The 23,208-nt window shown below is 71.3% G+C and carries 21 protein-coding genes, 1 tRNA gene and 3 pseudogenes; 15 read left to right on the top strand and 10 right to left on the bottom strand.

What is annotated here, in order from left to right; translation table 11 throughout:
- Positions 1-233: 233 nt before the first annotated feature.
- From EEJ42_RS28690 to glmS, 3 genes are all read left to right on the top strand, one after another.
- Complete coding sequence (locus EEJ42_RS28690) at positions 234-1,163, top strand: DUF4429 domain-containing protein (protein WP_123104420.1); 930 nt, start codon at positions 234-236, stop codon at positions 1,161-1,163.
- A gap of 67 nt (positions 1,164-1,230) precedes the next feature.
- Complete coding sequence (locus EEJ42_RS28685; protein WP_009717720.1) at positions 1,231-1,506, top strand: hypothetical protein; 276 nt, start codon at positions 1,231-1,233, stop codon at positions 1,504-1,506.
- 96 nt (positions 1,507-1,602) lie between these two features.
- Entirely contained in the window at positions 1,603-3,447 is a 1,845-nt protein-coding gene (gene glmS, locus EEJ42_RS28680; RefSeq protein WP_123104418.1) for a glutamine--fructose-6-phosphate transaminase (isomerizing), read from the top strand.
- A gap of 561 nt (positions 3,448-4,008) precedes the next feature.
- Here glmS and EEJ42_RS28675 read toward each other — a convergent pair.
- Entirely contained in the window at positions 4,009-4,530 is a 522-nt protein-coding gene (locus EEJ42_RS28675; protein ID WP_009717718.1) for a universal stress protein, read from the bottom strand.
- A 554-nt stretch (positions 4,531-5,084) separates the two neighbouring features.
- Here EEJ42_RS28675 and EEJ42_RS53210 point away from each other — a divergent pair.
- From EEJ42_RS53210 to EEJ42_RS28655, 4 genes are all read left to right on the top strand, one after another.
- On the top strand, positions 5,085-5,474 hold the full coding sequence (locus tag EEJ42_RS53210; protein WP_246097454.1) for a hypothetical protein: 390 nt from the start codon (positions 5,085-5,087) through the stop codon (positions 5,472-5,474).
- Between the two features lie 514 nt (positions 5,475-5,988).
- Positions 5,989-7,308, top strand: a complete 1,320-nt coding sequence (locus tag EEJ42_RS28665) for a helix-turn-helix domain-containing protein (RefSeq protein WP_123104416.1) — start codon at positions 5,989-5,991, stop codon at positions 7,306-7,308.
- A 5-nt stretch (positions 7,309-7,313) separates the two neighbouring features.
- Positions 7,314-7,922: an oligoribonuclease gene (gene orn / locus EEJ42_RS28660; protein WP_123104414.1), complete on the top strand. Its 609-nt coding sequence runs from the start codon at positions 7,314-7,316 to the stop codon at positions 7,920-7,922.
- Between the two features lie 94 nt (positions 7,923-8,016).
- Positions 8,017-8,089: transfer RNA gene (locus tag EEJ42_RS28655), tRNA-His, on the top strand.
- Between the two features lie 125 nt (positions 8,090-8,214).
- On the opposite strand, the pseudogene EEJ42_RS28650 reads toward EEJ42_RS28655, so the two are convergent.
- The 3 genes and pseudogenes from EEJ42_RS28650 to EEJ42_RS28640 all read right to left on the bottom strand — a co-directional run bounded on the left by EEJ42_RS28650 (position 8,215) and on the right by EEJ42_RS28640 (position 11,022).
- Positions 8,215-9,215 (bottom strand): annotated as a pseudogene (locus tag EEJ42_RS28650) (NADP-dependent oxidoreductase).
- A 27-nt stretch (positions 9,216-9,242) separates the two neighbouring features.
- Positions 9,243-10,298, bottom strand: coding sequence for an aldo/keto reductase (locus EEJ42_RS28645; protein WP_123104412.1), 1,056 nt, complete (start codon positions 10,296-10,298; stop codon positions 9,243-9,245).
- Positions 10,299-10,335: 37 nt separating this feature from the next.
- Positions 10,336-11,022: an SDR family oxidoreductase gene (locus EEJ42_RS28640; protein ID WP_123104410.1), complete on the bottom strand. Its 687-nt coding sequence runs from the start codon at positions 11,020-11,022 to the stop codon at positions 10,336-10,338.
- Between the two features lie 89 nt (positions 11,023-11,111).
- Between EEJ42_RS28640 and EEJ42_RS28635 the strand changes: the two genes are divergently transcribed.
- On the top strand, positions 11,112-11,696 hold the full coding sequence (locus EEJ42_RS28635) for a TetR/AcrR family transcriptional regulator (protein WP_123104408.1): 585 nt from the start codon (positions 11,112-11,114) through the stop codon (positions 11,694-11,696).
- Here EEJ42_RS28635 and EEJ42_RS53205 read toward each other — a convergent pair.
- On the bottom strand, positions 11,666-11,932 hold the full coding sequence (locus tag EEJ42_RS53205; RefSeq protein WP_246097453.1) for a hypothetical protein: 267 nt from the start codon (positions 11,930-11,932) through the stop codon (positions 11,666-11,668). The two genes, EEJ42_RS28635 and EEJ42_RS53205, sit on opposite strands and share 31 nt — an antisense overlap.
- Here EEJ42_RS53205 and EEJ42_RS53935 point away from each other — a divergent pair.
- From EEJ42_RS53935 to EEJ42_RS28615, 5 genes and pseudogenes are all read left to right on the top strand, one after another.
- Positions 11,889-11,984, top strand: a pseudogene (locus tag EEJ42_RS53935) (hypothetical protein); the annotation flags it as partial. The gene EEJ42_RS53205 and the pseudogene EEJ42_RS53935 sit on opposite strands and share 44 nt — an antisense overlap.
- A gap of 118 nt (positions 11,985-12,102) precedes the next feature.
- Positions 12,103-12,207, top strand: a pseudogene (locus EEJ42_RS53930) (hypothetical protein); the annotation flags it as partial.
- 473 nt (positions 12,208-12,680) lie between these two features.
- Positions 12,681-13,208, top strand: coding sequence for a hypothetical protein (locus tag EEJ42_RS28625; protein ID WP_342778336.1), 528 nt, complete (start codon positions 12,681-12,683; stop codon positions 13,206-13,208).
- 164 nt (positions 13,209-13,372) lie between these two features.
- Positions 13,373-14,578, top strand: coding sequence for an NAD(P)/FAD-dependent oxidoreductase (locus EEJ42_RS28620; protein ID WP_123104404.1), 1,206 nt, complete (start codon positions 13,373-13,375; stop codon positions 14,576-14,578).
- Complete coding sequence (locus EEJ42_RS28615) at positions 14,575-15,486, top strand: RNA polymerase sigma-70 factor (protein WP_123104402.1); 912 nt, start codon at positions 14,575-14,577, stop codon at positions 15,484-15,486. Before EEJ42_RS28620 ends, EEJ42_RS28615 begins: the two co-directional genes overlap by 4 nt.
- Before the next feature lie 19 nt (positions 15,487-15,505).
- On the opposite strand, the gene EEJ42_RS28610 is transcribed toward EEJ42_RS28615, so the two are convergent.
- The 3 genes from EEJ42_RS28610 to EEJ42_RS28600 form a co-directional block, all read right to left on the bottom strand.
- Positions 15,506-16,111 carry a histidine phosphatase family protein gene (locus tag EEJ42_RS28610; RefSeq protein ID WP_123104400.1) on the bottom strand — a complete coding sequence of 202 codons (606 nt, stop codon included), beginning with the start codon at positions 16,109-16,111 and terminating at the stop codon, positions 15,506-15,508.
- Positions 16,112-16,265: 154 nt separating this feature from the next.
- Entirely contained in the window at positions 16,266-16,499 is a 234-nt protein-coding gene (locus tag EEJ42_RS28605; protein WP_246097452.1) for a hypothetical protein, read from the bottom strand.
- A 112-nt stretch (positions 16,500-16,611) separates the two neighbouring features.
- Complete coding sequence (locus tag EEJ42_RS28600) at positions 16,612-17,373, bottom strand: Clp protease N-terminal domain-containing protein (RefSeq protein ID WP_123104396.1); 762 nt, start codon at positions 17,371-17,373, stop codon at positions 16,612-16,614.
- An 86-nt stretch (positions 17,374-17,459) separates the two neighbouring features.
- Between EEJ42_RS28600 and EEJ42_RS28595 the strand changes: the two genes are divergently transcribed.
- Complete coding sequence (locus EEJ42_RS28595; protein WP_123104394.1) at positions 17,460-18,032, top strand: TetR/AcrR family transcriptional regulator; 573 nt, start codon at positions 17,460-17,462, stop codon at positions 18,030-18,032.
- Positions 18,029-19,396 (top strand): MFS transporter, encoded by a 1,368-nt coding sequence (locus EEJ42_RS28590; RefSeq protein ID WP_123104392.1) that lies wholly within the window; start codon positions 18,029-18,031, stop codon positions 19,394-19,396. Before EEJ42_RS28595 ends, EEJ42_RS28590 begins: the two co-directional genes overlap by 4 nt.
- A gap of 85 nt (positions 19,397-19,481) precedes the next feature.
- Here EEJ42_RS28590 and EEJ42_RS28585 read toward each other — a convergent pair whose 3' ends face one another.
- Positions 19,482-19,754: a hypothetical protein gene (locus tag EEJ42_RS28585; protein WP_123104390.1), complete on the bottom strand. Its 273-nt coding sequence runs from the start codon at positions 19,752-19,754 to the stop codon at positions 19,482-19,484.
- A gap of 155 nt (positions 19,755-19,909) precedes the next feature.
- Entirely contained in the window at positions 19,910-22,807 is a 2,898-nt protein-coding gene (locus EEJ42_RS28580; protein ID WP_184503317.1) for a glycoside hydrolase family 48 protein, read from the bottom strand.
- Positions 22,808-23,208 lie beyond the last annotated feature (401 nt).

The raw sequence follows: 23,208 nt of genomic DNA, 5'->3' as shown, positions 1-23,208 counted from the left end.
GCGCCGGCCCCGGAGGCGGCCGCGGAGGGCGGCGAGGCCGTGGCGGCGGTCCCCGCCCCCGCCGCCACGGTCAGCAGGAGGGAGCACAGCAGTCGAGCACGGCGTCGTCTCACAGGGGTTCCCTTCAACGAAGCGTCGCATCGCGGTTACCGCGACATCTTGCGTACCGCGGCGCCCAGTTGGGGTCAAGGTGCAGACCAATGTGTCGCTGTGTGCCTGTCAGAATCCACCCCATGGCGGAAATCACCCAGCGCGATGGTGCCTGGACCTTTGACGGTGAGTCGGTACGGATCGTCCCCGGGCGGGACAAGAGCGTGCACCTGGTGCGGCAGGCGCTCGGCGAACTGACCGTGCCCCTGGAGGCGCTGGCGGGCGTCGCGTACGAACCGGGGCGCAAGTCCGGTCGGCTGCGGCTGCGGTTACGTCCGGGCGCCGATCCGTTGGCGCAGGCCACGGGCGGCAAGCTGCCGGACGCGGCGGATCCGTATCAGCTGTCGGTCGACGCGGACCGCACCGGTGTCGCCGAGTACCTGGTCGACGAGGTCCGGCAGGCCCTGCTGCTCGACCAGGTGCCGTCCGGCCCGTCCGACCGCTACCTGCTGCCCGGTCCGCCGGTGCCGCTGTCGGCGACGGCGGGTGACGCCACCGCGTCCTTCGACGGTGAGCGGATCCGGCTGGAATGGAACTGGAAGACGGAGGAGTCGAAGAAGTCGGGCGGCCCCCGCACCATCCCGCTGGAGGACCTGGCGGAGGTGGAGTGGTTTCCCGCCGCCGGGCTGGAGAACGGCTTCCTCCGCTTCACCGTGGCCAAGGCGACGGCGACGGCCGCGCCCAAGTACGACCCGCACGCCGTCGTCCTCTACGGCTTCCGGAAGGACCCGCTGATGGCGCTGGTCGCGGCCGCCGTCACGGCCCGGCTGCCGCATCCGTTCGCCCCGCCGGAGCCCGCCGACGCGCCCCCGGTCCCGACCCCGGCCCCGACCCCGGCCCTGGACGCGGCTCCTGCGGAACGCACCGAGACGGAGGGCGACGGTGACGCGGATCACGACGCCCTGCTGCGACGCCTGCGCGAACTCGGCGATCTTCACCGGAGCGGGGTCCTCACCGAGGAGGAGTTCACCACCGCCAAACAGGCCGTCCTCCGTCGCTTTTCTCGCCATTAAGACCGGAGCCTGCCCGATATCGGGCAGGATTCTTGCGAATCATCCCGAGGGACCGCAGTATCAACGGATGCTCGATCGCCGTTTGTCCCACGATGACCTCATCGACCACCTGGTCCGCAGCACGCCGCTCAGCCGCGGCGAGGCGGCCCGGGTGGTGCTGGACGTACTGGCGTACTTCGACGAGACGACCGAGGAGTTCGTCCGGCGACGCCACCGCGAACTACAGTCCGGCGGACTGACCAACGCGGACATCTTCGAGCGGATCACGGCCGAGCTGCCGTACCGCGCGGTGGCACCGCCCGAACTCTCGCTGCGCCAGCTGCGCCGCATCGTCTATGGCTGACACGGCCGTCGTCTACGGCCGATACGGCCGACCCCCGCGGCGCAGGACCGCCGCGCGAGCATTCATGATCGATTCAATCGGGAGGGCCTGAACACCATGTGCGGAATCGTCGGATACATCGGGAAACGCGACGTGGCACCGCTGTTGCTGGAGGGGCTCCAGCGGCTGGAGTACCGCGGCTACGACTCCGCGGGCATCGCCGTCCAGGCCAAGCCGGGCAAGGGCGCGCAGAACGGGCAGTCCGCCGCCGGGCTGAAGACCGCCAAGGCCAAGGGCCGGGTCCGCGACCTCGAGGCCAAGCTGCCCAAGCGCTTCGCGGGCACCGCGGGCATCGCGCACACCCGCTGGGCCACCCACGGCGCGCCCAATGACATCAACGCCCATCCGCACCTGGACGCGGACGGCAAGGTCGCGATCGTCCACAACGGCATCATCGACAACGCCTCCGACCTGCGCGCCAAGCTCACCGCCGACGGCGTGGAGCTGATCTCCGACACCGACTCCGAGGTCCTCGCCCACCTCATCGGCCGCTCGCAGGCGGCCACCCTGGAGGAGAAGGTCCGCCACGCGCTCGCCCTGGTCGAGGGCACGTACGGCATCGCCGTGCTGCACGCGGACTTCCCGGACCGCATCGTCGTCGCCCGCAACGGCTCCCCCGTGGTGCTGGGCATCGGCGAGAAGGAGATGTTCGTCGCCTCGGACGTCGCCGCGCTGGTCAGCCACACCCGCCAGGTGATCACCCTGGACGACGGCGAGATGGCCACCATCAAGGCCGACGACTACCGCACCTACACCACCGAGGGCAGCCGCACCGCCCCCGCGCCGACGACGGTGGAGTGGGAGGCCGAGTCGTACGACATGGGCGGCCACGACACGTACATGCACAAGGAGATCCACGAGCAGGTCGACGCCGTGGACCGGGTGCTGCGCGGCCGGATCGACGACCGCTTCTCCACCGTCCGGCTGGGCGGGCTGAACCTGGACGCGCGCGAGGCGCGCGGCGTCCGCCGGGTCAAGATCCTCGGCTGCGGTTCGGCGTACCACACGGGCCTGATCGGCGCGCAGCTCATCGAGGAGCTGGCCCGGATCCCCGCGGACGCCGAGCCCGCGAGCGAGTTCCGCTACCGCAACCCGGTCGTGGACCCGGACACCCTCTACATCGCGGTCAGCCAGTCCGGCGAGACATACGACACGCTGGCCGCCGTCCAGGAGCTGAAGCGCAAGGGCGCGCGGGTGCTGGGCGTCGTCAACGTCGTGGGCAGCGCGATCGCCCGTGAGACGGACGGCGGCGTGTACGTCCACGCGGGGCCGGAGGTGTGCGTCGTCTCCACCAAGTGCTTCACCAACACCGCCGTCGCCTTCGCGCTGCTCGCCCTCCACCTCGGCCGGATCCGCGACCTGTCGGTCGCCGACGGCAAGCGGATCATCGCGGGGCTGCGGAAGCTGCCCGAGCAGATCTCCGAGGTGCTGCGCGGCGAGGAGGAGATCAAGAAGCTCGCCGCCGAATACGCGAATGCAAAGAGCATGATGTTCGTCGGGCGGGTGCGCGGCTACCCGGTGGCGCGCGAGGCGTCGCTGAAGCTGAAGGAGGTCTCCTACGTCCACGCCGAGGCGTACCCGGCCTCCGAGCTGAAGCACGGCCCGCTCGCGCTCATCGAGCCCGAGGTGCCGACCGTCGCGGTCCTCCCGGACGACGACCTGCTGGAGAAGAACCGCGCGACCCTGGAGGAGATCAAGGCCCGCAGCGGCCGGATCCTCGCCGTCGCGCACCAGGAGCAGGAGAAGGCGGACCACACGATCGTGGTACCCCGCAACGAGGTCGAGCTGGACCCGATCCTGATGGGCATCCCGCTGCAACTGCTGGCGTACCACACGGCGCTGGCGCTCGGCCGGGACATCGACAAGCCGCGCAACCTGGCGAAGTCGGTGACCGTGGAGTGACCTCCGGCACCTCCGGCTGATCCGGCGTCTCCGGCCGATCTGGCGCGCCTCCGGCTGATCGGGCGCGCCTCCGGCTGATCGGGCGCGCCTCCGGCTGATCCGCGGCCGGAAAGCCCCGAGTGGAACGCCCCGGGCTCGGCGGTCCCCCGCGTGTGCCACCACTCACGCGGGGGCCGCCCCTGGGCCGGCGTCGCCCTATACGCCGGCGCTGGCCACCGCGCGGGAACCGTCACTTCCCGCCCGGCGCCACGCCGACCGGTTTATGCCCCGTACACGTGCCCAATCCACCTCTACGCGCGGGTAGTTTCTGCGGGTGTCAAGACGGTCTTGGGGCCATCTCGGATACGCGGAAAGGGAGTTGAGGCTGTCCAGTTCTGAACGGCCGCCCGGCGCGGGGCGCGCCCGGAGGTTTCGGCGCGAGTCCGCTGGAGAAAAGATCACGGCCGACAGCCGGTCTTGGGCCCGGCCCCGGCCCAAGACCCGGGCCGGGCTCAGGTGATGACGCTCAAGAGTTGACGCCCGGAGAGACGCCCGGAGGGGCGACGCTCAAGGGGTAGGCGCTCAGGGGATGACGACGACCGGCCGCTGCGCGCGGCGCGCGAGCCGACCCGCGACCGAGCCGAAGATCCGCCCCACCAGGCCGTGTGTGGAGCCCACCACGATCGCGTCGGCCGCGTACTCCCGGCCGACCTCCTCCAACTCGTGGCAGATGTCGCCGCCCCGTTCGACGAGGATCCACGGCACCTCGGTGAGGTGATCGGCACAGGCCAGCTCAAGGCCCAGCACCTCGGTGCGGTGATCGGGAACGTCGACGAAGACGGGCGGCTCGCAGCCCGCCCATACGGTCGTCGGCAGCCGGTTGGCCACATGGACGATGATCAGACCTGAGCCGGAGCGCCGGGCCATGCCGATGGCGTACGCGAGGGCGCGCTCGCTCGATGTGGAACCGTCGAATCCGACCACGACGCCGTGCTGGAAGGCTGGATCGCAGGAATGACGTGTTTCTTCCGCCGCTTGGGGGTGCGCCAAGTGATCGGCGACCCGCTTGCGGTCCGCGGGTTCGGGGATTTCGTGACCGGCCATCGGTGTCTCGGCGAAGGGTGTCCTCGTGCGGAGGGATACGGCGGGGGCTCAGGTTGAGGTTGGCGGGGGACTAGAGCTCCGCTAGAGCTCGAGACGAGTATCGAACGAAGAAAATCCGTCCGGGATTCATCTTTCCAAGCCCTTACCCCCCAGGGTACGGCGCCATTCCTCACCTGCCCAGGGGATGCCCCGGCAGCGGAGCGGCCGAAGCGTTCCCCGGAGCATGCCGGAGGGCGGCCCGTAACGCAATGCCCCAAGTGGTCCCGACTCGGACCTCACCGACCCCTCGCGTACGCCGTGCGGTCGCCCCGCAGTGACCTGTGGGCAGGCCGGACGTTGTAGTACCCGCGGAGCGATCACCTCCGTACGGAGCGGGCCCGGACGGCCCGCACCGGCCACTGCCACGACCTCCCCACGGACCGCCCCGGACGCCCGGGCCGACCCGCACCAGAGCCCCGTTCCACCGCCCTTCCACCATCCGCCGACCCGCCTTCCCCTCATCTGTCCACCGTCTGTCCACCCCTGTGGTCCACCGCGCGAGAGGAGCCGCCACCGTGCCAGGCATCCGTGAGTACGACGCCCCCGGCGCCCCGCCCGGCGGCATCCCCGGCGGTCCTCTCGGGGACACCCGGGGCGACACCCGAGGCGGCACCCGTGCCAGTGGCCCCGGCAGCGTCCCCGGCGGCGACCCGGTGAACGAGGTCATCCGCTGGTCCGCCTTCGGCTGCGCCGTGGTCCCCGCCGTCCTCCTCCTCTGTGGATCACCGCTGAGCGGCGCGATGGGCGCCGCCGTGGGCCTCGCGGCCGTGACCGCCGCCAGCCGCTGCCTCCTGCGCTATTACGAACGCGCGGCCGCCCGGCTGGGCTCCGGCGTGGTGAGCCCGCACCGCGGGCGGCACAGTCGCACCGGGATCGGGACGCACCGGGGCGGCCGCCGGACCTGACACCGGGCCCCGGGCCGACGGCGCCCCCGTGGCGTTCGCGGGGCGGGGCCCGAGGCGACTCCGGGACGGCTCCGGAAGCGCGCCACGTCGTACTCCGTACATCCGACCGCGACATGGCATGAGCCGGTCGTACGCCGGTCGAAGGACCCGTCCGCACGTCTGCGCCCGCTGGTTTTCGGCCAACTTCGCATCCCAGTTCTTCCCTTGGCAAACGCCATGCTCAACCCCCTTCCGGCCAGCGTGGAAAGGGGTACGAGCCACCCGTACCCCCTACGGGAAGTGGGCGTCAGCAGGAGGCCCACTTCACAGCGAGGGCTACGAGTGCAACGCTTCGTGATCGAATGCTTCGCGCCAAGTTGTCATGTCGACATAGTGGCGGGTGGTGAACTGGTCACGGCGACCACACGCGACACAGTAGATTCGATCTTGGCCATGACCGGCGGGGGAACCGTTCAGGACCGAGGGGAAACGTGCAGGACCGAGAGGACGCGACCACCGAGGGGGGCTTAGAGCCATGAGCCAGGACTCCACGACCGTACCGGAGACCTCGCGCAAGCTCTCCGGACGCCGGCGACGAGAAATCGTCGCGGTGCTGCTGTTCAGCGGCGGACCGATCTTCGAAAGCTCCATCCCGCTCTCCGTCTTCGGTATCGACCGGCAGGACGCCGGAGTCCCTCGGTACCGATTGCTGGTGTGCGCGGGCGAAGATGTGCCACTGCGAACGACTGGCGGACTGGAACTGACCGCACCATACGGCCTGGAGGCGCTGTCCCGGGCCGGCACCGTCGTCGTACCGGCCTGGCGGTCGATCACCCAGCCGCCACCGGCCGCCGCGCTCGACGCGCTGCGGCGCGCGCACGAGGAGGGCGCGCGCATCGTGGGCCTGTGCACCGGGGCCTTCGTACTGGCCGCCGCGGGGCTGCTCGACGGCCGCCCGGCGACCACGCACTGGATGTACGCGCCGACGCTCGCCAAGCGCTACCCATCCGTCCACGTGGATCCGCGCGAGCTGTTCGTGGACGACGGCGACGTACTGACCTCGGCGGGCACCGCCGCCGGGATCGACCTGTGCCTGCACATCGTGCGCACCGACCACGGCGCGGACGCCGCGGGGGCCCTGGCCCGCCGGCTCGTCGTGCCGCCGCGCCGCAGTGGAGGGCAGGAGCGCTACCTGGACAGGTCGTTACCAGAGGAGATCGGCGCGGATCCGCTCGCCGAGGTCGTGGCGTGGGCGCTCGAGCATCTGCACGAGCAGTTCGACGTCGAGGCCCTGGCCGCCCGCGCCTATATGAGCCGCCGCACCTTCGACCGCCGGTTCCGGTCGCTCACTGGGAGCGCTCCACTCCAGTGGCTGATCACCCAGCGGGTGCTCCAGGCCCAGCGGCTCCTGGAGACCTCCGACTACTCGGTCGACGAGGTCGCCGGGCGCTGCGGCTTCCGGTCCCCGGTCGCGCTGCGCGGGCACTTCCGGCGGCAGCTGGGGTCCTCCCCGGCCGCCTACCGGGCCGCGTACCGTGCCCGCAGGCCCCAGGGCGGCGCCCCGGACCGCGGCCCGGACCGGCTGGAGCGGGCCGAACGGCTCGGCGGCGGCGACCGTGCCGAGGTGCTCGAGCAGCGTCCCGGTGAGCACGCCATGCCGCTGCGCCGACCCGGCGGACCGGTCACCCATACGAGCCACCACCATCACCCTCCGCACTCGCCGCATCCACCGGGCGGTACGGACCCGGGCAAGCCGGACTCCGATGCGTACGCCCCCCGCCTGCCCGAGCAGGCCACGGGCCGCGCCCCGGGCCGTCCGACCCTGCCCGGCCAGCGGGAACGCCCCGTAGGGTGAGACGTATGAACGATCGCATGGTGTGGATCGACTGCGAGATGACCGGGCTCTCGCTGTCGGACGACGCGCTCATCGAGGTGGCCGCGCTGGTCACGGACTCCGAGCTGAACATTCTGGGCGACGGAGTGGACATCGTTGTCCGGCCACCCGCCGAGGCGCTGACCACCATGCCCGAGGTGGTGCGGGAGATGCACACGGCTTCCGGACTGCTCGCGGTGCTGGACGGCGGGACCACCCTCGCGGATGCCGAGGCCCAGGTCCTGGCGTACATCCGCGAGCACGTCCCGGACGCCGGCAAGGCCCCGCTGTGCGGAAACTCGGTCTCCACCGACCGGGGCTTCCTCCTGCGGGACATGCCGACGCTCGAGGCGTACCTCCACTACCGGATCGTCGACGTCTCCTCGATCAAGGAGCTGGCCCGCCGCTGGTACCCGCGGGCCTACTTCAACAGTCCGAAGAAGAACGGCAACCACCGCGCACTCGCCGACATCCACGAGTCGATCGCCGAACTGCGCTACTACCGGGAGGCCGTCTTCGTCCCCCAGCCCGGCCCGGACTCGGACACGGCGAAGACCATCGCGGCCCGCCACGTCCTGCCCGCCCGGCAGCCGTGACGATCTCGCTCCCGGCACGCGCAATAGCCGGGAGCGAGCACCCCCGCCGACCCTGTATAGTTTTTCTCGGCCGATGCGGAGAGCACCGGTCATGGTGGGTATAGCTCAGCTGGTAGAGCACCTGGTTGTGGTCCAGGATGTCGCGGGTTCAAGTCCCGTTACTCACCCTGAACGATCAAGGGCTGACCTGACAGAACAGGTCAGCCCTTCGTCGTATCCCGGAGTCGTATCCCGGATTGTGTCGCGCCCCACACCGAGGCGGTGCCTGCCGGAGGCGGGCGCGACAATGCCCTCAGGTCATCGCGATGACGACCTTGCCGACCTTCGCACGGCCCTTCTCGACATACTCCAGCGCCTCCCGGGTCTCCTCGAACGGGAAGACCCGGTCGACGACGGGACGGATCGTCCCGGCGTCGATGAGCGGCGTGAGTTCACGCAGCTGGTCGCCACTGGCCCTCATGAACAGGAACGATTACGTCACGTTGCGGCGCTCGGCGCGGCGCCGGGTCGGGTAGCTCAGCGCGCTCATCGCCAGGCGGAGGGTCGCGTTCGCGCCCAGCTCACGGGCGAAGGCCGCGTCGGGCGGGCCTGCGATGCCGATGACCGTCCCGCCGGGCTTGAGCACCCGCAGGGACCTCTTGAGCGTCTGGCCGCCGAGGGGGTCCAGGACGACGTCATAGCCGTCGAGGACCGTCTCGAATGCCTGCTGCTTGTAGTCGACGACGTCCGCTCCGAGCCCCTTCACCAGATCGGCCTTGACCGTGCTCGCCGTGGTGGCCACGTGCGCGCCCAGGTACTTCGCCAGCTGGATGGCGATGGTGCCGACGCCGCCGGAGCCCGCGTGAATCAGGACCTTCTGTCCTGGCTGCACATGTGCCCGCTCGACCAGCGCCTGCCACGCGGTCAGGGCGACCAGGGAAGGGACGCGGCCTCCTCCATGGTGAGCGTGGCCGATTTGATCGCCACGTCGTCCTGGTGGACGGCGAGGAGTTCGGCGAACGTGCCGATGCGGTCCTTGCCGGGCCGCGCGTAGACCTCGTCGCCCACCGCGAACCGTGTGACGGCCGATCCCGCCCGGACCACCACTCCGGCGAAGTCGTTGCCCAGGATGAGCGGGAGGGGGTAGGGCAGGATCGCTTTGAACTCCCCGTCGCGGAGCTTGAGGTCCAGCGGGTTGACGCTCGCCGCGTGGATCCGGACCAGGACGTCGTCGGCGCCCACCGGTGGATCAGGCATCTCACCGGCGCGCACCCCGGCCGGGTCGCCGTACCGGTCGACCATGAAGGCCTTCATCGTCGTCTCCGTTTCTCGCGTTCGGCGTCAGGCCACCGGCGCGGCTGAGGGGATGACGCGGCTGGAGGCGCCGCCCTGGACACCGCCCAGGGACCCGGCGATCGCCTCGTGGGGGACTCCGGGCGCCACCTCGCTCACTTCGGACAGGCGGGCGAACTGCTGCGGCGTCAGGCGGACGTCCAGGGCGCCCAGGTAGCCGTCGAGCTGGGGGAGGCTGCGCGGCCCGATGATCGGGGTGAACGTGGTCGCGGCCCGGGCGGCACGCTCCCGCACCCAGGCCACCGACACCTGGGCAGGCGCCACGCCGATCTCCTCGGCGATGGCCAGGACGGTGTCGACGACGGCGGTCTTCTGGCCGGTGCTCTCCGTGTGGATGACCGCCCCCAGGTCGCTCAGCCGACCCTCGGTACCGCGGCGGTACTTTCCGGTGAGCAGTCCACCACCGAGCGGGGACCACAGGGCGGCACCGAGCCCGAGGCTCTCGGCCATCGGCAGCAGCTCGCGGTCGGCGGTCCGCTCGACGAGGCTGTATTCGTTCTGGACGCCCACGATGGGCGCCCAGTTCTTCAGGTCCGCGAGGGTCACCGCCCGGGAGACGCGCCAGGCGGGGAAGTTGGACAGGGCGGCGTGGTGGATCTTGCCGGAACTCACCAGGTCGTCGAGCCCGCGCAGGATCTCTTCCATGGGCGTGAGCTCGTCGGGAAAGTGCACCCAGAGCAGGTCGACGTAGTCGGTGCCCAGGCGCTTCAGGCTTGCCTCCACCGAGGCGACCATGTTCTTGCGGCTGTTGCCCGTCCTGGAGACGCCCGGCTGCGGCGCGGCTCCGAGGGTGAACTTGGTGGCCAGGACGAAGTGGTCCCGGTCGGCGGAGATGAACTTCCCCGTGAGTTCTTCCGACTCGCCGAACTGGTAGGTGTCCGCGGTGTCGAGGAAGGTGCCGCCTGCTTCGGCGAACCGGTCGAAGATACGGCGCGCCTCGTCCGGCTCGGCGCCGGCACCCCAGCGGGTGCCGAAATTCGCCGTGCCGAGCGCGTACTCGGATACGCGCAGTCCGGTCCGGTGGCCGAAGGTCGTGTAACGCATCAGATGTCCCTCACTCAAAGGTCGGCAGGGGGTCGCGTCAGGCGGCGTTCGGCGAGGCGGCCAGGCTCTGCCTGACGTGCCGGGTGACCTCGTCGGCGAGGATCTCGGGCGAGCCCGTCTCGATGCCGTACAGGGCCTGCGCGGCGACCTCGGCGGGGTCGGCCTTCTGGTCGGCGGGAACGCCCGCGGCCATGTCGGTGTCCATGTAGCCGACGTGCAGCGCCGAGACCGCGATACCGCGCGGCGCCAGCTCCTCCCGGGCCGCGTCGGTCAGCGCCCATGCCGCGGCCTTGGTCGCGGCGTAGGCCCCGAGACCGGCGGGGTGCAGCCAGGACAGGACGGACAGGACGTTGAGTACGGCGCCGCCGCCGTTGCCCTCGATGACGGGGGTGAAGGCCCGCGTCACGGTGAGCGGACCGTAGAAGTTCGTCTCCATCTCCCGGCGCACCGCGTCCGGGTCGCCCGCGATCAGCGGCGTGGCGGTGGAGATGCCCGCGTTGTTCACCAGCAGCGTCGCGTCGGACGCGGTGCGGGCCGCGGCCCGGATCGACGCCTCGTCCGTCACGTCCAGCCGCAGCGGGGTGACGCCCGGCAGGTCCACCGTCTCGGGGCGGCGGGCCGCCGCGTACACCTTCGCCCCGCGCTCCACGAGCTGGGCGGCCAGATGCCGCCCCAGCCCCCGGTTGGCGCCGGTGACCACCGCGACCGCGTTCTTCAGTTCCATGTCTGCTCCCAGCGTGAATTAGATTATTTCCATAATCTAAAGCACGCCCTAGAATGGATGTCAATCGACATCCAATCGGGAGGTGGCTGATGGGCCGCGTATCGCAGGCGCAGGCGGAGGAGAACCGCAGGCGGGTCGTGGACACCGCCTCCCGGATGTTCCGTGAGCAGGGCACCCACGTCAGCGTCGCGGACCTCATGAAGGCGGCCGGTCTGACCCACGGCGGCTTCTACAAGCAGTTCGCCTCCAAAGAGGCGCTCGTCGACGAAGCCACCGCCCACGCCTTCGAGGGGCTGACCCGGCTTCGTGACGACGGACTCGAGCAGTACGCCGGGCAGCGCGAGGCCGCCCAGCAGGCGCTGATCGACACCTACCTCTCCATCGAGCACCGCGACAGCGCGGCGGACGGCTGCCCAGCCGCCGCGCTCGCCAACGACATGGCGCGCGAACCCGAGGATCGCGAGGCCCGCCGCGTCTACACCGAGGGCGTGGGTGACTTCGCCGAGTGGCTCGCCACCGAGGACGAGGACGGGCTCACCCGGCTGTGCACCATGCTCGGCGCCCTCGTCCTGGCCCGCGCCACCAAGGGCTCCCCGCTCTCCGAGCAGATCCTCACCACCGCACGCGCGGCCCTGACGGTTGATCAGCCGGATGGCCGCCAGCAGCGCGCATAAGTCCCGTACGTCATCGCCAGGGATCCGCCGGGCGCGCGGACCCCGACGCGGCATGCCTTCGCGCCGGACCGGCTCCGGCGGTGGAACGGGCGGGCGTACGCGCCCATCGACCGCGGTGCCGCCTTCGCGGAGTGGGCGGCCGAGGTGTACGGCTCTCCGGACATGGCCGCGGTCACCGAGATCAGCGGGGGCGTGCCGTCGTCGAGTCTGTCCGCGCAGGGCGTCGTGGTGGACATGCTCGACGCCCTGCTCCTGGAGCCCGGCGACCGGGTGCTGGAGCTGGGCACCGGTACCGGCTGGAACGCGGCGTTGCTCGCCTGGCGAGCGGGCTCCGTGGTCAGCGTCGAGGTGGACGTCGAACCTGGCGGCGGCCGCGGCCGAGCGGCTCAAGCGGGCCGGGGCCGACGTGGACGTGGACGTGCGGGTTGCCGATGGCACCGCGGGGTGGTCGGCGGGCGCGCCCTACGATCGCGTGATCGCCACCTACGCGGTCGACCGCGTCCCGTGGGCGTGGGTCGAGCAGACCCGGCCGGGCGGCCGGATCGTCGTCCCCTGGGGCCGGTTGGGGCATCTCGCGCTCACGGTCGCCGACGACGGCCGGTCGGCGAGCGGATGGGTGCAGGGCCTGGCCACGTTCATGCTCGCCCGCGGCACGGACCTGGGCCGACCCTTCGAGCAGGTACGCGAGGCCGCTCCGTACGCGGACGAGCGGCCGTTCGCGCGGGACCTGACGCCGCTTCGCGACGACTGGCACCTGCGGTTCGCCCTGCGCGTCTCCGTGCCGGACGTACAGATCACGGCCGCCGAGGACGAACGCGCCGGCTGGGTGTGTAGGCGCGTCCCTGTATCTCATGTCGCGGTCGACCTTCGGCACAATCTCGAAGAACAACCCTTAGGTGTTCAAGAGGACATCAAGTCCGCTTATCCATTGATACGTTCCCCTCCCGACGCCGACCGCATCAAGCGACACATATGGGGGACACCGTGCACACCGCACCACAGCAGTCCATGCCACAGCCCGTCCCACCGCAGCCTCGGCGGAGCTGGTTCGCCCGGCACAAGGTGCTCACCGCGATCGGGGCGCTCATCGGGGTGTGCGTCATCGGCGGCATCGCGTCCGGCGGCGGGAAGGACGGCGAGGACTCCGGCGGGTCCGGCGGGTCCGACACCGCGGCCTCCGCGCCCCGGACGAAGACGGAACCCGAGCAGGCCGACGCCAAGTCGGCGGACAGGAGCCAGGCGCGAGAGTTCGCGGACTTCGTCACCAAGAACGGCACGCCCACCGAGAAGGCGGCCGTCGAGCACGTGACCAAGGTCCAGGGCGCCGACGAGCAGAACGACGTCCTGGATTCGGCCGAGGTGTGGACCGATTACACCGGCGGCATGATGGGCCCGCACGCGTCCGACGGCAAGCTGATCGCGTCGGCCTTCGCCGACTGGAAGAACTCCGAGAACGGACTCGTCACGGTCTATGACGCCGAGGGCGAGATCCTCTCCAACGGCAATTTCTGACCGCCCGGCGANTGACGCCGAGGGCGAGATCCTCTCCAACGGCAATTTCTGACCGCCCGGCGACAGCCGGGGGCTGTGTTGCGCGTCACACCGACCTCATGTCACGAACGGGGCGTCCGCTTCCATCTGGTGGTCATCGGACAGCGAGCGGAGGAGGACGGGCGATGTGCGCACAGCAGGACAGCGGCAGGGCGGCCACGCACCGGGTGCTGATTCTGGGGGCGGGGTACGCGGGCATGGCCGCGGCCGTGCAGCTCGCGGGCCGGGTCAGGCGTCGCGGGGGCGTTCAGGTGACCGTGGTGAACGGGCGGGAGCGGTTCACCGAGCGGATGCGGCTGCACATGACGGCGACCGGCCAGGGGCTCGCCGAGTTGAGCGTCCCGGAGATGCTGGAGGGCACGGGGGCGCGGTTCGAGCGCGGCTGGGTGACGGCGGTGGACGCGGAGGCGAGGACCGTGCGGATCGACGACGACCGGGTGCTGCACTACGACACGCTGGTGTACGCGTTGGGCGGGGTTGCCGACACGTCGGCGGTGCCGGGCGCCGAGGACCACGCGTACACCCTGAGCGGTGCCCAGGAAGCCGAGCTGCTGGCCGACCGGCTGGCGCGGCTCGGCGGCGGCACCGTGGTGGTCGCCGGTAGCGGGCTGACCGGCGTCGAGTCTGCCGCGGAGATCGCCGAGCGGCACCCGGAGCTGAACGTCGTGCTGCTGGGCCGTGCCGAGCCCGGTGCGGCGATGAACCCCAAGGCCAGGGCGTACGTGCAGGCGGCGCTCGACCGGCTGGGCGTCCGGGTGCGCGCCGGGGCCGAGGTGGTGAAGGTGCTGCCCGACGCGGTCGAGCTGGCGGGCGGGGAGAGCATCGCCGCCGACACGGTGGTGTGGACGAGCGGCACGCGCGTGTCGCCGCTGGCGGCCGCGGCCGGGCTGGCCGTCGACGAGCGCGGACGCATCGTCACCGACGCGGCGCTGCGGTCGGTGTCCCACCCCGAGGTGTACGCGATCGGCGACGCGGCAGCGATCCGCCAGGGCTACGGCGTCATGCACGGCACCTGCCAGGGCGGCATGCCGACCGGGGTGCACGCGGCGCTGTCGATCGACCGTGTGCTCAAGGGGAAGCAGCCCAAGCCGTTCCGCTTCGGCTACTACCACACACCGGTGAGCCTGGGGCGGGGCGACGCGGTGGTGCAGTTCACCCGGCCCGATGACAGCCCGCGCCGGATCTGCCTGACCGGACGCCTGGCCGTCCGGTACAAGGAGACGGTGACCGCCTCGCCCTGGCCGACGTACGGCCGTATGAAGAAGATGCCCGCGTCGGGCGCGTTCTGGCCCCGCGGGGGCCGCTTCACCCGTGTCCGGGAGGCCCGGTGACCGACGAGGTCTTCCACGAGCACCGCAAGCTGCTGTTCTCCGTGGCCTACCGCCTCCTCGGCACCGCGGCCGACGCCGAGGACGCGGTCCAGGACGCCTGGATCAAGTGGTCCGCCGCGGACCGCTCGCAGGTGGCCGACCCCAAGGCGTATCTGACGCGGATCGTCTCGAACCTGGCACTGGAACGGCTGCGCTCCACCCGGCACAAGCGGGAGGTCTACGTGGGGCCGTGGCTGCCGGAGCCCATCCTCACAGCCAGGGACTCCGTCAGGGATGCCTCCGAGGCCGTCGCGGACGCCGAGTCGGTGTCGACGGCCATGCTGGTGGTGCTGGAAACGCTCAGCCCGCTCGAACGCGCGGTGTTCGTGCTGAAGGAGGTCTTCGGCTTCAGTCATGCCGAGATCGCGGAGGCGGTGGAGCGTTCCGAGGCCGCGGTGCGGCAGGCCGCGCACCGGGCCCGCGAGCACGTGCGGGCCCGGCGGCCGCGCTTCGCCGCGGACCGGTCGCGACAGCGCGAGGTCACCGAGCGGTTCTTCGCCGCCGCGACCGGTGGTGACGTCAACGCCCTGATGGAACTGCTGTCCCCGGACGTCACGTTGTGGACCGACGGCGGCGGCAAGGTCCGGCAGGCCCTGCGCCCGGTCGTGGGCTCGGCCACGGTGGCCAACTGGTTCGCGGCCATCGGCACCGTGACCTACCAGGGCATCGAGCCCGCCGACATGAAGGCCGAACTCGTCGAGATCAACGGCGGCCCTGGCCTGGTGTTCAGCGGGCCGGGCCGCGTGATCGCCACCGTCACCTTCGACGTCGACGCCGACGGCCGCATCACCGCCCTCCACAACGTGGCCAACCCGGACAAGCTCCGGGCCGTCGCCGACGGCACCACGTACGACATCGGGACGCGGTGACACCGCAGGGCCAGGCCGGTCAGACGAGCGGTTCGGTGCCCCAATGGGTGACGGTCCAGCCGCGGCGCGGGTCGCCGTCCAGGGTCACGACCTGGGTGTTCTCCAGGGGGTGCCGGGCGGCGAACGCGGCGTCGATGTTGAGGGCGCGGGCACCGGCCCAGGTGCGGATGGCGGCGCCGTGGCTGATGACGGTGACGTGCTCCGCTCCCGAGGCGGCGATCTCCTCGATCACCTGGTCGTAGTGGCCCAGGGCCTCCTCGCCGGTCTGCCCTCCCGGCATCGGCAGGTCGGTCTGACCGGCGGCCCAGGCCATCACCGTCTTGAGGTAGAGCTGCACGGACTCGCTGTCGTCGCGCATCTCCAGATCACCGGCGCGCAGCTCGCGTATGCCCTCGCGGGTGACGACCTCCAGGCCGCGCTCGCGGGCGAGGGGCGCCGCCGTCTGCTGGGCGCGGCGCAGCGGGGACGCGTACAGGGCGTCGATGCGTTCGTCCGCGAGGCGCCCCACCAGCCCCTCCGCCTGCTGCTGCCCGACCGGGGTGAGTTCCGCGCCCGGCATCTCGGTGTCCAGGGCGTGGACGAGGTTGGAGGGGGTCTGGCCATGGCGGATGAGCAGGAGACGCATCAGCGGACGGCGTCCTTCCGGGGAGCGGGCGCGGGATGCGGCGCCCGGCCGCGGGGCCGGGCCACCACCCTCATCGTCGCTCAGCCGGTCGGGAGGAGGGAACACGCGGCGGGGTCGCGCAGCTCACACCCTGGGGTCCCCGGGGCCCGTGGGCTCAGCCGTCGGCCGGAGCCGGATGTCGTACGGCCTTCTTCACGGCGGACTCCAGCTCGGCCCGGCTGAGTCCGGCTTCCCGGGCGTGGTCGGTGACGGCGGCCTGCACGGTGACCGCGGCCTCGTACCAGTGCTTCCACTGGGTTTCACGTTCGGCGTCGGCGAGTCCGGCCAGTTTGGCGTGCTCGGAGTCGGCGGCCTGCTGGAGGGCGATGAGTCTGTCGGGGATGTCCACGCGTTGGATCATAAGTCCGACGCTTCGGGCGTATGTGCGTACCTCTCGCCCGACGCCGCCCGCGTGGCTCGTTCGGCGGGCGGCGCGCGAGGGGCGCGGGCGTGGGCGCGGGTTACGCGTCCTTCTCGGGGAAGGCCACCTGGATCTGCTCCAGCATCTGGGCGAGGGACGCCTCGACACCGGCCTTGGCGATGCCGAGGTCCGCGAGCAGACCCGAGCCGTCCTCGTGCTCGAGAAGGGCGAGCAGGATGTGCTCGGTGCCGATGTAGTTGTGGCCCAGGCGCAGGGCCTCGCGGAAGGTGAGTTCGAGGACCTTCTTGGCGCCCGCGTCGAAGGGGACGAGGGCGGGCATGGAGTCGGCGGCGGGCGGGAGGGCGGCGGTGGCGGCCTGGCGGACGGTGTCCAGGAGGACGTCCTGGGCGACGATCGCCTTGGCGGCCAGCCCCTCGGGCTCGGCCAGGAGGCCGAGGACGAGGTGTTCGGTGCGGATCTCGGCGTTGGCGGCGGCGCGGGCCTCGTTCTGGGAGGACACCACGACGTTCCGGGCGCGCGGGGTGTAGCGGCCGAAGCCCTGGCTGGGGTCGAGGTCCTGGGCGGCGGAGCCCTTGGGGACGAAGCGCTTCTGGGCCGCCTGCCGCGTCACGCCCATGCTCTTGCCGATGTCGGTCCAGGACGCGCCGGAGCGGCGGGCCTGGTCGACGAAGTGGCCGATGAGGTGGTCGGCCACGTCCCCGAGGTGATCGGCGGCCAGGACGGCGTCGGTGAGCTGTTCGAGGGCGTCGGTGTGGGTCTTCTTGATGGCCTCGATCAGGTCGTCGAGGCGTACGGAGTTCGTCATGCCGACGGGCTGCGGATTCGCGTCCGGGTTCGTCATGTGTCAACTATGAGTTGACACTCTGAGGTGTGTCAACCCTTGGTTGACAGTAGACAGTGTCTACGCACGCTTGGTAGACACTGTCTATGAGCGAAGAGGACACAGGGCTGCGGGCCCGACTGGTCGACGTGGGCGTCGCGTTGGTGGACCGGGACGGCGTGGCGGCCTTGTCGCTGCGCGAGATCGCACGACAGGCCGGGGTCTCGCACGGCGCCCCCCGGCGCTACTTCCCGACGCATCTGTCGCTGCTGTCGGCCATCGCGCGGCGCGGCTTCGATGCGCTGGCCCGGGAGGCCGGGGCGGCGGTCCGGGACGGGGGCCCGGGGCCCCGGGAGCAGCTGATGGCGCTGGGGCGGGTCTACCTGGAGTTCGCGCGGACCAACCGCGGCATGTTCGAGCTGATGTTCCGTCACGACCTGCTGGAGAGCAACCGGCTGGGGCTGAGGGAGACCAGCCTGCCGCTGTTCGAGGTGCTGGTGGGGCTGGTCCGCCGCGTACGCCCCGAGGCGGACGCTGGTCTCGTCGCGGGGGCGCTGTGGGCCAATCTGCACGGCATCGCGCAACTGCGGCAATGGGGCAGCCTCCAGCTCGCGACCGGGTCCGAGGACGTCGAGCCGCTGCTGCGAGTGGCGATGGACGCGCACCTGGGGACGGCGTGAAGACGCGGCACCGGCAGCGGCTCACCCTCGTCGGCAGCATCACCGGCGCCGTCATCGTCGCCCTCGACGGCACCGTGCTGACCGTCGTCCAGCCCGCCCTCCAGCGCGATCTGCACGCCTCGTTCGTGCAGGTGCAGTGGACCAGTACGGGCTATCTCATCGCCGTCGCCAGTCTGCTGGTGTTCGCCGGGCGGCTCGGCGACCGGTACGGACACCAACGGGTGTTCGCGGTCGGCACGCTCGGCTTCGCCGCCACGTCGGCGGGGATCGGGGTGGCGCCCGGCATCGGCTGGGTGATCGGACTCCGGGTCGCGCAGGGCGTGTTCGGCGCGCTGCTCCAGCCCGCCACCCTCGGCATGCTGCGCGCCGCGTACCCGCGCGACCGGCTCGGGATGCCGATCGCGCTGCGCACCAGCGCCATCGGGGTGGCGGCGGCCGCCGGGCCGATCGTGGGCGGGGCGCTCGCCGCACAGTTCGGCTGGCGGTCGGTCTTCTTCCTGGGCGTGGCCCCCGCGGTCGCGGTCGGCGTGCTGGCACTCGTCGTACGCATCCCCGCGGACGGGCCGCGCACCGGCGTGACGCTCGACCTGCCGGGCGCCTGTCTGCTGGCGCTGGCCCTGGTGTGCCTGGTCCACACGCTCGCCGGGATACCGGAGACCGGCTGGACGGCGGCCACCGCGCTCGGGTTCCTCGCCGTGGCGGCCGCCGGGGGCGCGTTCGTACGGCACGGGCGCCGCACGCCGAGCCCGCTGGTGCCGCCCGGCGTGCTGCGCTCGGCGACGGTCGCCTCGGCGCTCGGGGTGCTGGTGACGGCGTCGGCGGCGCTGTTCGGGGCGCTGTTCGTCGGCACGTACTTCCTCCAGGACGTCCTGGCGCTGGACCCGCTGGAGAGCGGGCTGCGGGTGCTGCCGCTGGCCGCGACGATGGTGCTTGGCGCGCCGGTCTCGGCCGTCCTGGCGCGCCGGTACGGGCCGCGGCGTACGGCGGGCGCGGGGATGGTCCTCGTCGCGCTCGGCATCCTGCTCTTCTCCCGGCTCGACCGGGCGGCCACCGCCCCGGAGATCGGCGGCTGCTTCTTCGCGCTCGGCGCCGGTTTCGCCACCGTGATGGTCACCGCGACGGCCGTCATCGTGCACCACGCGTCCCTGGAGCACGCGGGCGTGGCGGGCGGCCTCCAGCAGACCGCCATGAACATCGGGCCGACCCTGGGGGTGGCCGCCGCCACGATGCTGCTGCGCCTGCCGGGCACCGGGGCCTTCGCCGCGGCGATGGGACCCGCCCTGGCCGCCCTCGCGGCGGTCGCGGCGCTGGGCGCGCTGCTCACGGTCGCCCTGCCCGGCCGTGGGTCGTTGAGCCGTTCATGACCGGTCCTACGGCAGCCTCGAGACGCGCAGGACGTGACCCGGAAGGCGGCCGCGCGCTGAAGGTCGCATCGGAACCCGCGCAGGACTACGCCCGCGGCTCGCGCTCCGGTGGGTGGCGGGGCCACCACGGGGTCCAGGTGAACTTGTCGCCGCCGACCCAGCGGACCACGTCCGGGTCGTCCAGGTCGATGTCGTCGAGGCCGAGCTGGCGGGCGATCGCGATGATGTCCAGGACCGAGTGCGCCTTGCCGACCAGCTCCCCCGCGACCTCCACCAGACGGTAGGGGGGAGTCCCATGCTGGACGCCGAGCACCACCATCGTCGGCCGGGTGACGCGCGGGCTCTCACTCTCGGTCATGGCTCCACGCTGCGGCCAGGGGGCCGTCGTCGCACCCCGGATGCCCCAGATGGGCGAATCCGCGGCGCCTCGACACGGGCGGCAGCGGAGAGGCGGGGCCCCCGACCCAGAGGGCCCCGCCGGTCCGGTGCGGGGACGAGCCCCCGCGCGGTCCGCTATTCGAAGAGTTCCGCGTACGAGCCCATCGCCAGGGCGATGTCCGCCTGGGCCCAGAAGCGGTGGTACGTGAAGCTCGGCACCGCACCGCCCTTCAGGTAGGCCTCGACCTTGGACCAGGCCGGGTCGTTCTTGTAGAAGGAGCGGATGGACAAGAAGGTCGAGCTGGAGTCGATCTTGTCGCCGTTGGGCATGGTGCCGGTCCAGCCGCTGGGGACGTAGACCGGGTCGTCGAAGCGGTTGTAGTCGGCGCGGGACTCGGGGACCGCGATGCCCAGCGCGTCCTGGTGGTGGTCCCACATGCCGTCGAGCAGCGCCTTGGCGGTGTTCTTGGCGGCGGTGTGGCCCGACTTGGCGGCGTAGTACGACAGCGTCTTGGCGTACGCGGCGGCCACGCCCACGTCGTTGGTGTAGTCGGTGACGGTGACGTGCAGGCCCGTGTTGGCGCCGGGGCTGGACGCGTTCCAGGTGTCGGGCTGGCCGGACCACTGGAGGTTGGACGGGAACTGGTAGGTGCCGTCGGGGTTGATGGTGGTCTTGGACAGCGCCCAGGTGACCCACTTGTCGAGGACGGCCTTGGCCGAGGCGTCACCGGTGCGGTTGTAGTACTCGGCGACGCGCTCCATGGACCACGCCTGGAAGCCGAACCACTGGTTGGACGGCGGGTCGTGGTAGACCGGCTTCTCGTCGTAGTACATGCCGTAGAAGGTGGATTTCCCGGCGGGCGGGGTGGCGTAGCGGCCCTGCCAGCTGTTGGTGGCACCGCCCGCGATGGCGCCCTCGCTGGACTGGAGCCACCGGTAGAACTCGATCTGCCGCTTGAGGCTGGTGGACCAGTCGCTCGCGCCGGTGGCGGACTTGGGCTTGAGGTCGGCGTACGCGCTGAGCGCCCAGGCCGCCATGGGGTTCTGGTAGCCGCCGTGGGCGTGGGAGGAGCCGATGCGCCAGGCCCAGCCGGCGGAGGTGTCGGTGGCGCCGCCCCAGGCGTAGTACCAGGAGAGCAGATAGCTGGAGCTGTTCTTGCCGCTGCCCGCCGGGCAGGTGGTCTCGCCGGCGCAGTTGCCGACCTTCTTGAAGTACTTGTCGTACATCGCGTAGCGCAGGTAGTCGCCCATCTTGGCGGCCTTGGCGATGTTGGCGGAGATCTGGCCGCCCTTGCCCTGCGCCTTGGCCCACTCGGAGGCCCAGTAGGCGGCCTGGACGACGCGGGCGTCGGCGTCGGGGGCGTTGGTGAACTTCCACTGCTTGGAGTAGGAGGCGTCGCCGGTGAACAGGTCCAGATAGCCGTTCTTGCCGCCGTACTTGAAGCCGTCACAGGTCGGCTGGGTCACGGTCTCCCAGACGGACTCCTGCGGGCCGCGCTGGAAGGTGTTGACGTAGGACGGGCCGGTGTCGGACGGCCCCGCCTCGCACTTGCCGGGTGAGTTGCCGTAGCCGTACGCGTTGTCGACGTCCTGGATCCAGTGCATCCCGTAGATGTCGTCGGTGCCGTACGCGCTCTTCAGCTCGGCCGCGATGGGGTCCTGGCCCACCGGCACGTTGCCGTCGAGCTTCGACGGGTACTGCGAGGGCTGGTCCCACTCGGGCGCGTAGGTGGCGGGCTTGGAGGCGTTGTAGAAGCTGTTCGTGGGCTGGTCGGCGCGGGTGGGGATCATGTACTTCTCCATGATGTCCCACGCCGAGTTGAACTTGGTCCAGTCGCCGGTGACCTTGCCGTACATCGCCTGGAGCCAGATCAGGTAGCTGTACGCCTCGGACGTCGTCTCATGGCCGTGGTCGGGGGCCTCGACGATCAGGGTCTCCACGGAGTGGTACGGGATGCCCTCGGGCGAGAAGTAGCCCGCCGAGGGGGCGGTGATCTTGTTGTAGAGCTCCAGGAAGCGGGCGTCGTACGTCTTGGCGGCGGCCAGCTGGGTCACGGTGACCTCGGCCTTGGTGTGGCCGGTGGCGGTCGCGGTGAAGGTCGCGGTCCCGGTGCCGGAGTTGGCGGCGGCAACCGTCACCTGCTGGGCGGTGTTCCAGTTGGTGGGGGTGAAGGTGAGGCTGCCGCCCGAGGAGACGGTCAGGCCCGTGGTGCCGGAGGTGCGGGCCACCGTGACCGTGACGTCGGCGGACGGCTTGGTGGACAGGCGGAGGCCGAAGGTGCCGGTCTTGCCCTGCTCGACGCCGAGCTGGGCGGGGCTCGCGACCAGCGCCGGACCGGCCGCGACATGGATGCCGACGGGGGTGGACTCCGCGGCGGCGCCCTGGCTGTCGTAGGCCTTGGCGTACAGCGAGAAGTCGCCTGCCGGGACGTCGGTGTAGTCGAAGCTGTACGGGGAGGTGGTGTCGGTGCCCAGGAGCTTGGTGTCGCTGTAGAACTCCACCTTGGTGACGGTCGCGCCGTCCGCGGCCGCGGCGGTGGCCGCCATCGGGACGGTGCCGCCCGCGCTGTAGACGGCCCCCGGGGAGGGGCTGGTCAGGACGGTGATCGGCGGCTGATGGGCGCCGCGGCAGGTGACGCCGTTGACGGCGAAGGCGGTGGGCGCGGCGTTGGTTCCGCTGTAGCTGAACTGGGCGCCGGTGGTGACGTTGCCACCGGCCGCGATGTTCGCGTTGTGGGCGGCGTTCTTCACCGTGACGGTCTTGCCGGACTGCGACCACGTGCCGTTCCAGCCGTTGCCGAGCTTCTGGTTGCCCGCGTAGTCGTAGGTCAGGGTCCAGCCGTTGATGGCCTCGGTGCCGGGGTTGGAGATCGTGAGATCGGCGGTGAAGCCGGAGCCCCAGTCGTTGGTCTTGTAGTCGACGTTGCACTGCACGGCGCGGGCGTCGGCGTGGGCGGGGGCGGCGCCACCGGCGGCGGTCATGGCCACGGGCAGTGAGAGGGCTGCGGCCAGCGCGGTCACCAGCCGTCTCATCCGCCGACGCGCTCCTGACAAGGGGGAGCCTCGCTGTACGCGCATGGGGGTCCTCCACGCGGGTTCGGAAATGAGGGGGGAGTGCGAACCAGTGGGAGCGCTCCCAAGCGTCCGTTCCATCTGAAGAAGTGTCAAGTCTTTGAACAGGATGGGCCGGTCGAACGTCTTCGACCGATAAATCTGTGAACGTCTCTGTTGACATGTACGCCACTGGCGCTACGGTCAGCTCAACCAGTGGGAGCGGTTCCAGCAGTCAGCGCCGACGGGACGGCGCGTGGACCCGAGGAGTCGCTCCATGCGAGCACCACCGCGCCTTTACGCCTTGGCGGCCGCCGCGTCGCTCACCCTGGCGGGCACCGCGGGCACCGCCGCCGCGGCCGGCACCTCCGCCGCGCCCCGGG

Source organism: Streptomyces botrytidirepellens, assembly GCF_003721215.1.
Taxonomy (GTDB): Bacteria; Actinomycetota; Actinomycetes; order Streptomycetales; family Streptomycetaceae; genus Streptomyces; species Streptomyces himastatinicus.
This window is presented reverse-complemented; position numbering and strand designations above follow the sequence as displayed.